This window comes from uncultured Campylobacter sp., assembly GCF_938045405.1.
Classification (GTDB): Bacteria; Campylobacterota; Campylobacteria; order Campylobacterales; family Campylobacteraceae; genus Campylobacter_B.
The window spans coordinates 1-11524 of sequence record NZ_CALIMW010000205.1; the positions used below are offsets into that span (position 1 = coordinate 1).

12 protein-coding genes are annotated in these 11524 nt (G+C 45.3%); all 12 read left to right on the forward strand.

Going from position 1 to position 11524, the window contains the following annotated elements; all coding sequences use genetic code 11:
• Nucleotide 1: 1 nt before the first annotated feature.
• A complete protein-coding gene (locus Q0140_RS08230; RefSeq protein WP_297963633.1) occupies nt 2-271 on the forward strand; it encodes a HypC/HybG/HupF family hydrogenase formation chaperone in 270 nt (89 codons plus the stop codon).
• 34 nt (nt 272-305) lie between these two features.
• Nucleotides 306-1403 (forward strand): hydrogenase formation protein HypD, encoded by a 1098-nt coding sequence (gene hypD, locus Q0140_RS08235; protein WP_297963635.1) that lies wholly within the window; start codon nt 306-308, stop codon nt 1401-1403.
• Between the two features lie 179 nt (nt 1404-1582).
• The gene (gene hypE / locus Q0140_RS08240; RefSeq protein ID WP_297963637.1) at nt 1583-2773 is read left to right on the forward strand and encodes a hydrogenase expression/formation protein HypE; all 1191 of its coding nucleotides are present in this window, start codon (nt 1583-1585) and stop codon (nt 2771-2773) included.
• A gap of 109 nt (nt 2774-2882) precedes the next feature.
• The gene (locus Q0140_RS08245; RefSeq protein WP_297963639.1) at nt 2883-3440 is read left to right on the forward strand and encodes a hydrogenase maturation nickel metallochaperone HypA; all 558 of its coding nucleotides are present in this window, start codon (nt 2883-2885) and stop codon (nt 3438-3440) included.
• A 773-nt stretch (nt 3441-4213) separates the two neighbouring features.
• Nucleotides 4214-4948, forward strand: a complete 735-nt coding sequence (locus Q0140_RS08250) for a hypothetical protein (protein WP_297963641.1) — start codon at nt 4214-4216, stop codon at nt 4946-4948.
• Nucleotides 4949-5255: 307 nt separating this feature from the next.
• Nucleotides 5256-6287, forward strand: a complete 1032-nt coding sequence (locus Q0140_RS08255; RefSeq protein WP_297963643.1) for an ABC transporter substrate-binding protein — start codon at nt 5256-5258, stop codon at nt 6285-6287.
• Between the two features lie 271 nt (nt 6288-6558).
• Entirely contained in the window at nt 6559-7605 is a 1047-nt protein-coding gene (locus Q0140_RS08260) for an ABC transporter substrate-binding protein (protein WP_297947917.1), read from the forward strand.
• Nucleotides 7605-8585 carry an iron ABC transporter permease gene (locus Q0140_RS08265; RefSeq protein ID WP_291937156.1) on the forward strand — a complete coding sequence of 327 codons (981 nt, stop codon included), beginning with the start codon at nt 7605-7607 and terminating at the stop codon, nt 8583-8585. The genes Q0140_RS08260 and Q0140_RS08265 overlap by 1 nt, the downstream gene beginning before the upstream one ends.
• Nucleotides 8569-9333 (forward strand): ABC transporter ATP-binding protein, encoded by a 765-nt coding sequence (locus Q0140_RS08270; protein ID WP_297963646.1) that lies wholly within the window; start codon nt 8569-8571, stop codon nt 9331-9333. The genes Q0140_RS08265 and Q0140_RS08270 overlap by 17 nt, the downstream gene beginning before the upstream one ends.
• A gap of 489 nt (nt 9334-9822) precedes the next feature.
• Nucleotides 9823-10416 carry a hypothetical protein gene (locus Q0140_RS08275; RefSeq protein WP_297963648.1) on the forward strand — a complete coding sequence of 198 codons (594 nt, stop codon included), beginning with the start codon at nt 9823-9825 and terminating at the stop codon, nt 10414-10416.
• A gap of 108 nt (nt 10417-10524) precedes the next feature.
• Nucleotides 10525-11223: a hypothetical protein gene (locus Q0140_RS08280; protein ID WP_297963649.1), complete on the forward strand. Its 699-nt coding sequence runs from the start codon at nt 10525-10527 to the stop codon at nt 11221-11223.
• 98 nt (nt 11224-11321) lie between these two features.
• Nucleotides 11322-11524 (forward strand): hypothetical protein (locus Q0140_RS08285; RefSeq protein ID WP_297963651.1); only part of this gene is annotated, 203 nt, incomplete at its 3' end.

Genomic DNA, 11524 nt, shown 5'->3' on the forward strand with positions numbered 1-11524 from the left:
AATCCCTTCAAAAATCATCTCGATCGACGAAAATAATTTCGCGACCGTGGAGACTCTGGGCGTGCGCCGCGGCGTGAGCTTGGATCTGCTCCCCGAACCCGCGGCGGTCGGGGAGTACGTGCTGATCCACGTTGGCTTTGCGATGGAGAAGATCGATACGCAGCGAGCGAAGGAGAGTATCGAAATTTACGAGCAGATTGCAAAGCAGATGAGGACGGAAGAGGGCTCCGTGTATGAAAGCATGGAGCCGAGAGCCGGCGCAGAGAATTAAACTGCTTGCAAACCCGTAAAATTTAAGGTAAATAATGGATCTAATCAAGGATTTTAGGGATAAGGAGCTGATTTTAGCGCTTAGCAAGCTGATAATTTCTAAAAGTAAAAAGCCGCTAAACATCATGGAGATTTGCGGCGGACACACGCACTCGATCATGAAATTCGGCCTTCCGAGCCTGGTCGGCAAAAATATCAAATTTATCCACGGCCCCGGCTGTCCGGTGTGCGTGATGCCGCGCAGTCGCATCGACGAGGCGATCAAGCTCGCCGCAATGCCGCAGAGTATTTTTTGCACTCTAGCAGACATGCTTCGAGTTCCTGGCTCTCGCACGAGCTTACAGAAGCTGCGCAGCGAGGGGCACGACATCAGAGCGCTTTATAGCCCGCTTGATTGCATAAAGATCGCGCAGGAAAATCCGCAAAAAACGGTGATATTTTTTGCGATCGGCTTTGAGACTACGACGCCGATGAGTGCCGTGCTGATCGATAAAACGCTGAGTTTAGGGCTAAAAAATCTCTTTTTTCACATCAACCACGTTACGGTGCCCGCGCCCGTGCGAGCGATCTTAGACGACGCGGATGTGCAGATAGACGCGTTTTTAGGGCCTAGCCACGTAAGCGTGATCACCGGCGCGAAGGCCTACGAAAGCATCGCGCGCGATTACAAAAAGCCGATCGCCGTAAGCGGATTTGAGCCGCTTGACATAATGGCGGGCGTGTTAAATTTGGTCGAGCAGCAAAATGCCGGCACCTACGAGGTTTTCAACGAATACGAGCGCGTCGTAAAAGAGGGCGGCAACCAAAAAGCGCAAAATTTGATAGATAAATATTTTGAAATTTGCGATTTTCCGTGGCGAGGGCTCGGCGAAATTCCAAAAAGCGGCATGAAGTTGCGCCCGCAGTACGCGGCGCTGGATGCCAGGGTGCAGTTTGATTGCAGCGTACAGAGCGCTCCCGAGAGCAAGGCCTGTATCTGCGGCGAAATTTTACGCGGCAAAAAAAGCCCGTATGATTGCAAGGTTTTCGGTAAGCACTGCACGCCTCAAAACCCGATAGGATCGTGCATGGTCTCAAGCGAAGGGGCGTGCGCGGCGTACTATAAATACGGCGACGTCAAAAACGCGGGTTAAATTTTGCGCGCGGTATCGCAGAGCGTAAATTTTAAAAATAAGTCGTACTTTAAAATTTTAATCGAAGCAAAACGTTGCACTAAATTTGCTTTGAAAATTTGCGCGGCGCCGTAGCGGCACGGCTTGTTCGGCTGCACAATACGGGCTTATAAATTTAAAACCGAGTGAAAAGGAAAAATTTGAACGAAACTATACTTTTAAGCCACGGCGGCGGCGGCGAGGAGATGAATAGGCTCATCAACGAGACGATCTTTGCGGCGTTTGATAATGAAATTTTACGCGCAAACAACGACAGCGCGATACTAAATTTAAATTTAGACGCTGGGGCGGGTTTTGATCGCGCGGAGCCGAGCTCTACTTTGAATTCTGCGAGCTCTAGCGGCGAGCTAGCTTTCAGCACCGACAGTTTCGTCGTCACGCCGCTGTTTTTTAACGGCGGCGACATCGGCAAGATCGCCGTTTGCGGCACCGTCAACGACCTTGCGATGGTGGGCGCCAAGCCGCTGTTTTTAAGCTGCGCGCTCATCATCGAGGAGGGGCTTAGCCTAAGCGAGCTGCGACGCATCCTGGACTCGATGGCAAGCACCGCGCGAAGCTGCGGCGTTCGCATCGTTTGCGGCGACACGAAGGTCGTGCCGCGCGGCAAATGCGATAAAATTTTCATCAACACTAGCGGCATCGGCCGTGTTTTGCGACCTGCGCGCGTGCAAAACATCAAAGCGGGCGCAAAAATTCTACTTAGCGGCGACATCGGACGGCACGGAGCGGTGATACTCGCGGCACGCGACGAGATCGCGCTAAGCAGCGAGCTGCAAAGCGACTGCAAACCGCTTTGCGCTGCGGTAGAAAAGCTGATCTCGCAAGGCGTGAAGATCCAAGCGATGCGAGATGCGACGCGCGGCGGGCTCAGCGCGGTTTTGAACGAATTCGCAAGCTCCAGCGGGCTTGAATTTTTAGTGCGCGAAGAGGATATCAAAATCAGCGACGAAGTAGTGGGCGTGTGCGAGCTGCTGGGCTTCGAGCCTTACGAGCTTGCAAACGAAGGCACTTTCGTAGCGATCGTAGAAGATGACGCCGAGGCGGATAGGGCGCTTGAAATACTGCGCGAATTTGACGCAAATGCCGCAATCATCGGCGAGGTACGCGAAGTAGGGCACGGCGGAGGCGAATTTGAAGGCACTTTGACGCCTAAACTTAGCGCGCGGGACGAATTTACGGGCGCGAGCGACGCGGGCACGGCATCAGAAAATAGGGCGGGGCAATTTCAAACTTCGCATGCGGCAAAAGGGCGAGTGATTTTGCAAAACGCCTACGGCTCTCAGCGATTTTTGGAACTTCCGAAAGGCGAACTGCTGCCGCGGATTTGTTAAATTTGCGTGCAAATTTGGCAAATTTAAACTTAAATTTTAGAGTACGTTTTTAAATTTACAACAAAATTTCGTATAAAATACGGCGCGGCCGTAAAATTTAGAGGTAAAAATGCATGAACTATCGATCGTAGCGGATCTTGTGGCGCTATGCGAAAAGGCGCTAAACGCCGAAAAAGCAAAGAAAAAAGGCGCGGTCGAGCAGGGCGATAAAAACCCCTGTGACATCGCCAATACCGCTAGAAATATGGATTTCGCGAATGCCGACACAATGGGAGCTAAGAATGCCGAAAATACGGGCGTTGCGGATATGGACTCGAACGACAAAAACGGCGATTTTTATAAAAATTTAGATGTAAAACCACAGGCGCCCTACGATACATTTAGTTCGAAAAGTCCGCAGATAAGGGAACTGCACGTAAAAATAGGGCGACTAAGCGGCGTGGAAGCGCATTATTTGCAAAACTGCTATGAAGTCTTTCGCGCAGGCACCGTCTGCGAAAATGCGGATCTCATCATCCACACCCAAGAGATCGTCGTAAAATGTAAAAACTGCGGTTTTAGCGGAGATTTGACGCAGAACGACTTTTCTTGCCCGCGCTGCAAAAGCTCCGAAATCAGCGTAATCGACGGCGAGGATATGTACCTAATGCGCCTGGTTATCGAATAAAAGAGGGCGTTTTTAGGCGAAAACTTCCTATATTTCGAATTTAAACTCCTTACCTAAGCAAAACTTCATTTCTGCCCAATTCAGATATTTATCTATTTTAATTCTTGCAGAAAGCACATCGTCTTGCTGATTTCATTTGAAGTCACATAAATTATCAAATATAGATTTATGTAAAAATTATTCTAATAAAAAATCACTAATAAAAACACCAAATGCGTTAAAAATGCATGAAATTATTCATACAATTATACGTGAATTTCGTATTGAATTTTTACTTGAAAATTATAGTTTTCAATATAAAATATATAAGATTATGGGAACCATAGCGCTTTTTAACACTATTTATCGTATATCGACTCAAAGAACCCAAAGAGACAAAATGCGAAAATGCGAGTTTTCTCTATATATGAGTTTTTTTACTTTACTATCGTTCCATTTAGCTTTTAAATTTAAAGTCAATTACTTTATGATGCAAACACGCTGTGCGGTATAAAATAAAATTTCATAATTTATTAGCACAAAAGCCAAATTACCCTATGTTTACTCCCAAATTGCCAATTTGCCCTCTTTCGGAATTCAACCTTTTAAACAAAATAGATTAAATTCCATTCAAATTTTGCTTGCGCCCTCCCCCTCGTATTGCTATTAGTAGATTTCTCACACTCGACGCTAAATTCTAAAATTTGGCAACTCGCAGTTTCTAAATTTATCTAAATTTCAAACCCCGCAAGTATAATCCGCCATAGATTTTAAAATTCCAAAGGCACAACTTTATGAACCCTAAAATTTTAAGCGCCATAAAATTTCGCGGCATAATCTCTAGCGTTTTATCGATCTGCTGTTATTTGATCATTTGGGCTTGTTGCGAGTTTTGGCATGACGTTGAAATAAGCAAATTTTTAGGCGTTGCCGCCGTAATTGTTGCCATAATTTTCGCTTCGATGATTTTTAAACTCTCGGCAACCAAAATTATCTCTGATATCTCCGATAGTAAGGTCTTTAGGACGTATTTAATTACCTTTATTGTTCGAGTGCTTTGGACTATCATGGTTATCGCATTTTTATTGTATGCTATAAATATCGCGAGCTCGGAAACTCTCAATTACTTCTTGCATAGCCACAGAGAATCTTTTGTAGATACATTCTATTCTGTTATTAGAACAACTCAAAATATAGGGTTTAGTTATCAAAACGAAGCGACGCTGATTGCCATATGGAGCAATATCTTTCTTGTTGTAATTCCAGTACTTAAAACTATTAATTACGTAGTGTTGATACTAGTGTATTATAAACTAGGCAAAGCTGCTACAAATAAGATTTTTTACTTCTGTGGAGGATTATATTTTATGTATTGGATACTTCTAAATATTATGAATGTATTCGTTAATCTTCCGAAAATAAGCAATGTAACAGCGGTATGTATCATACTTATAGCGATTTTTTTATCTGAAATTTTAGAACTTATCGCCTGGATTAGGATTAAAGGCATTGCGGGCGCAGAGCTTTAGAATAAAAATTTATGGACGACGCCTGCAAAATAAAAATCATAAATCTGGGTTAGAATTACGCGCAAGCCGCTTGAAATTTTACAAATTTGCTTCACAAATTCCATATCGCACCGCAAAATTCTACATGAAATTTATATGCATGATGTAAATTTTCAAATTCGCCCTACTTTAAAATTTCATCTTTTACCTAAAATTTATCATTAAAAATCTATAATATTTTAAAATATATTTTCTAAACGCAGCCGCCTAAAAAGCACGTACAAACGGGCGTATTAAAAAGTATATAATCTAAATTAAAGGAAAAAACATGAGTAAATTTCACTCTTTCGCGCTGGCCCTTGCGCTGTGCGCGAGTTCGCTTTTCGCAGATCGGCTCGTAACCGATCAGCTAGGCCGCGACGTCACGCTGCCTGATCAGGTTAAGCGCATAGTCGTGCTTCAGCACCAAAGCCTAAACGCGCTCAACGAGCTAAACGCGCTGGATAATGTTGTCGGCGTGCAGGAGTCGTGGGAAAAGTCGCTTGGCAAAAACTACATCCGCCTGGCACCAAGCCTAAAAGACATGCCCACACCTGGCGATCTAAAGGTCATCAACTACGAGGCGGTGCTTAAGCTAAAGCCCGACGTCGTGATCGTCACGAACTACATCCCGCAAGAATACATCGACAAAATGACGGAGCTCAAAATCCCAGTCATCGCCGTTAGCTTTCAGCGTAGCGACGCCGCCGATAAAGGCAAGCTAAATCCGACCTTCAAAGACGACGAGGCGGCCTACACCGAGGGCTTTTACGACGGGATCGAGCTTCTTGGCAAGGTCGCAAACCGCGAGAAGGAGGCCGCCGAGCTCATAAGCTTCGTCAAAACCTCGCAAGAGCAGCTAAAGGCTAAATTTAGCGATTTCATCGTGGATAAAAGACCTAAAATTTACATGGCAAATCCCGATCTCACGACCTACGGCAGCGGCAAATACACGGGCATAATGTTTATGCGAGCCGGCGCGCAAAACGTCGCAGCAGAGAGCATCAAAGGCTACAAGCAGGTATTTGCCGAACAAGTTTTAGCGTGGGCGCCGCAGATGATCTTCGTGCAGGATCGCTACCCGCAGGTACCCGCCGAGCTTAAATCCAACCCGCAGCTTGCAAATTTAAGCGCTGTCAAAGAGGATAAAATTTACATGATGCCCGAATACGCCAAAGTGTGGGGCTATCCGACTGCCGAAGCTATGGCGCTTGGCGAGTGGTGGCTAGCGATAAAGCTCTATCCAACGCACTTTGACGAAGCGGAATTTAACAAAAAAAGTAGAGGAATTTTATCAAAAATTCTACCGCACGAGCTATAAATGAAATTTTCCGCCCTGCTGCTGCTATGGGTTCTGCTGTTTGCGGTATCGCTTGGCATCGGGCAGTATCCGATTAGCCTAGAGGAGACGGGTAAAAATTTTTACTAGCAAAATTCTGCGTAAAATCACAAAATTCTGCCCTACGAAAGCATCTGAAATCCCCCACGACAAAATCAAAATTTATATAAAAATTTATCTGGATTTTATACTGATCAGCTATAATTCCGCTATTCTAATCCCGCATATTTTGCGGAATTTTCAAGGAGAAAAAATGCTTAAACTTCACTCAATCCTTCTTGGTACAGTGCTTTGCGCTGGCCCGGCTTTTGCAGATCGCACGATTACAGATCAGCTCGGTCGCAAGGTCACGATCCCAGATCAAGTAAATCGCATCGTCGTGCTACACCACGAAGCGCTCAATGTCTTAAACGAAATCAACGCCCAAGATAAGGTCGTAGGCATCCTAAAAAGCTGGGAGCAGCGCCTAGGCAAAGAGTATAATCGTTTGGCACCGAGTTTTAAAAACCTACCTAATCCGGGCGATATCAAAGATGTCAATTACGAAGCTCTGCTTAGTCTAAAGCCTGATGCGGTCGTAGTGGTCAACTACTTCCCTAAAGAATATATCGCTAAAATGGAGGAGTTAAAAATCCCAGTCGTAGGCATTTCGTTTTTTAGCTCTGCACAAGAGGAAAAAGCTAAGCTAAATCCGACCTTTAAAGATGAGCGCGATAGCTTCGCTGCTTACGATGAGGGCTTTTACGAGGGGGTTAAAATTCTAGGCGAACTAAGCAATCACGAAAAGGATGCCGCTGAACTAATAGATTTCGTTAAAAAATCGCAAGCTGATTTAAATGCCAAATTTAGCAATTTTATCGTAGATAAAAGACCTAGAGTTTATATGGCAAATCCTGATCTTACGACCTACGGTAGCGGCAAATATACTGGCGTAATGTTAGCAAGAGCGGGTGCGACGAACGTTGCCGCTGCAGATATAAAGGGCTACAAACAGGTTTCACCGGAGCAAATTTTAGCATGGAATCCGCAGATTATCTTAGTGCAAAACCGCTATCCTCAAGTACCTGCCGAACTTAAGGCAAACCCTGCGCTAAAAGGTCTTAGCGCCGTGAAAGAGGATAGAATTTATCTAATGCCCGAATTCGTTAAAGCATGGGGTCATCCGACTGCCGAAGCAATGGCGCTTGGTGAGGAATGGCTTGCGATGAAACTTTATCCGCAAAATTTTAAGGACGCAAACTTTGATAAAAAAGTAGAGGAATTCTACGAGAAATTTTACCGCGTCAAATATCAAAAATAATGCTAAACCTAATCCTGCTTCTTTTTTGGGTAGTGCTGGCGCTAATCTCGCTCGCTAGCGGGCAGTTTCATATACCGTTAGAAGAAATTTTTAAAATTCTCTTTAGCGGAGGCGGCGATGAAGCCGCCAAAAGTGTGATGATGGATGTTAGAATTCCGCGCATTCTACTCTCTAGCCTTTGCGGTGGAGCGCTTGCTATCGCGGGTTTGAGCTTGCAGGCGGTATTTAAAAACCCGCTCGTTGGCCCGCACATCGTAGGCGTTAGCACCGCAGCGGCATTCGGCGGCGCGCTTTGTATTTTGCTAGGATTGAGCGGCTTATGGCTTGCGGGGTTTGCATTTTGCTTCGGGCTTGCGGCGCTATTTTTGCTCTATCTTTTGGCAAAATTCGTAGCACGCGCCGATATTTTCTCGCTCATTTTAGCAGGTATAGTCATTAACGGCGTATTTGCCGCACTTACGAGCTTGGTGCAGTATCTAGCAGACGATGAGGAAGTGCTGCCTAATATCGTTTTTTGGCTACTGGGAAGCTTCGTAAGCGCAGGATATGATAAAGTAATTTTGATGTGCGCGATCGCCCTGCCCGCTTCTGCAGTCTTAATCGCGCTGAGATGGCGGTTTAATCTACTCAGCCTAAATGATGATGATTTGCGCGTGCTAGGCGTGGACGTTAAATTTCTGCGCTGCACGATCCTAGCGCTTTGCACTGCTCTGATCGCCGTACAAGTTAGCGTCAGCGGAAATATCGGCTGGGTAGGTCTTGTAGTGCCGCACGCCACCAGGCTCATCGCGGGCAGCGACCACGTAAAGCTAATGCCTGCCTGCTTCATTGCAGGAGCGATCTTTATGCTGGCAATCGACGATCTATCTCGCTCGCTAAGTAGCGCCGAAATTCCTTTAGGAATTCTATCCGCTCTCATCGGAAGCCCGATCTTTGCCCTACTTCTAAAAAGGAGCGCCAAAAATGCAAAATCTAATTGAGGTAAAAAACGCTGGCTTTTACTACGAGGCGGAAAAATTCTGCTTTCGCAACTTAAGCTTCGAGCTTGCCAGCTCTCAAACATTAGCGATTTTGGGCTTAAACGGGCAAGGCAAAAGTACGCTAATGTCGTGTATGATGGGGATTTTGCAGCCTAAAGAAGGCGAGATCGTGCGCAAGGCAAAATTTGCTTTCTTGCCGCAGAGCTTTAACGTCGCGTTTGATTACAGCGTGCTTGACATCGTACTGATGGGGCGGGTACGCGAGATCTCGCTTTTTTCAAAACCGGGCAAAAAGGATATTCAAATCTGCCTTGACGCTCTGGATACGCTAGGCGTCGCCCATCTGCAAAAGCGCAGCTTTAACGCCCTTAGCGGCGGGCAGAGGCAGCTCGTGCTCTTTGCTAGAGCCCTAGCTAGCGGCAGCGATGTGCTGTTTTTGGACGAGCCTGCCAGCGCGCTTGATATCAAAAACCAAGACCGCGTGCTAAGCCTCATCGCAAATCTACGCTCAAATAGCGATGCGAGCATAGTTTTTACCACCCATCAGCCTAACCACGCCCTCGCAGTCGCCGATCGCACACTGATCTTGCGAAATGATCTTAGCTACAACTACGGCGTAAGTAACGAAATTTTAACCGAAGCCGCGCTTAGCTCGCTCTACGGCGTACAGATCAAAACGGCGGAATTTGACGTTGCGGGCGAGCAAATCCCCAGCATCACGCAAATTTTCAGCGCGCAGGTGAGGTAGGCGCGAGCGGCGCGACAAAGCAGCTCATCAATCGGCGCGAAATTTTAAATCGCGGGATTTTGCCTTGATCTAAATTTAAATCGTAGAATTTTGTCTTGAAATGCCGTCTTGGAATTCTGATTAAAATTTTATATCGAGGTTTTTGCCTTGGAATTCCAGTCTAAATTCCATAGCGGAATTTTACCGCGGGGAATTCCGATCAGAAATCTCATAGCGGAATTCCATCAGTGGCTTGCAAGTTTGCGAAACGTGCGATGAAAGTATGCTATCGCTTGAGATTTGAAATTCCACCGAGAAATTCTACCTCGCAAATCCATAGATGGAATTTTGTTTTAAAATCCCGCGGCGGAATTTTATTCTCGCTCTGGTAGAATTCCTGAAATTCCGCAGTCTGAAGCTTGACCGCGACGAAATTTTAAATTTAGCTATTTAATTCCTGCTTTACATCGATTTATGTATACTTCGGGATAAATTTTAAAAAGGCTTATTATGCAAGATCTCGTATCTCAGGCAAGAAAAGAGGGAATGATCAGCACCGGTATTGATCTGTTTTTAGCGGCGGTGCCTGCGACTTTAGTTGCGCTAGATATTGCTAAGAACGATATGCTAGGGCTTAGCACCAACAAGACGGCTACCTATATCACTGGCGGAATTATTTTTGCTCTTTTGTGTGTTTCGGTATTTTTCAGGCTAAGAGCGCTCCGCAAAATTTCAATGCTTAGCGGCATAAGGGCGGCGGCACTTTACCGCAACTGCATAATTGTCTGCATCTGTGTCATTGCCATAACAAGCATCTTTTTATCGATTCCTTTATCGATCTCATACAAGCATTTGGCAATGATATTGTGCATTTTGATAACGTTTGCGGGCGCAATCTATATAATCGTAGCGTGGTTTTACATAAATTTTGCTCTAGCGCGCGTAAGCGGCGTGGGGATCTTTGAGACGTATGTGTGGCTCTGCATCATCCTTTTTCCATTAAATGCACTATATCATTTGATATTCCCCATAACCCTCACAATAACTAGCATCGTGCACCTGCTAGCCTGGAACAAGATAGAAAAGATAAGCGTAAAAGTTTAGAATTTCGCAAATATCTTGTCGCGATAGAATTTTGATCTTGTCGGTTTAATTTATATTTTATGCTTGTTTATATATACTTCGGGTCAAATTTTTAAAAAGGGTTTATATATGCAATTCATTGTATCTCAGGCAAGAAAAGAGGGGATGATCAGCACCGGCATCGATCTGTTTTTAGCGGCACTACCCGTGGTTTTTATCGTGGTAGGCTATGTCTCTTTCAGCGAGCCATGGCGCCTTGACGACGAGATGATAAATTATATCGCTAGCGGAATTTTGATTGCTTTTATTTGTGTTTCAGTATTTTTCAGATTGCAGGCGCTCCGAAAAATTTCAGCGCTTAGCGGCATAAAAGCAGCGACACTTTATCGCAACTGCATAATAATCTGCGTCTGCTTTTTTGCGCTAGCGCTCGTGCTTAATTACCTTTATCCGAGAGAGCCTGACGCAGACGGTGGGCAGAGTGATAATCCATTTGCGGCGATATTTGGACTAGCGCTTTTCGCAGGCGTTATTTACATAATCGTCGCATGGTTTCGCATAAATTTTTCGCTTGCGCGCGTAAGCGGCGTAAGTACCTTTCGGACTTATGTGTGGCTTTGTGTGGGACTTTTTGTGCTAAATATACTATGCAATGCAGCGATTATTGCTATAGCTATTTCCTCCGAGCCGCGGACCGAGCAGGTCTCGGCTTTAGCTATTGCCGTCGTAATGCTTAAACTGCTCCTGCCGTTTGCCGCTCTTGTGATAACTGGCATCGTGCACCTGCTAGCCTGGAGCAAGATAGAAAAGATAAGCGCAGAGGTTTAAATTTTAAATTTCATAAACCTCTTGTCACGATAAAATTTCGCTCTTTTCGGTTTGATTAGCGTTTTACACTTCGGGATAAATTTCAAAAAGGCTTATGTATGCAAGATCTCGTATCTCAGGTAAAAAGAGAAGGGATGATTAGCACTGGCATTGATCTGCTTTTGGCGGTGGCGCTCGCGGTTTTTAAAGTAATAGGTCTTGCTTCCGGCGGAATGTTCTTGATAGTCAGCGGAATTTTTATCGCTCTTATCTGCCTCTCGGTGATTTATAGGCTAAGAGCGCTCCGCAAAATTTCAAAGCT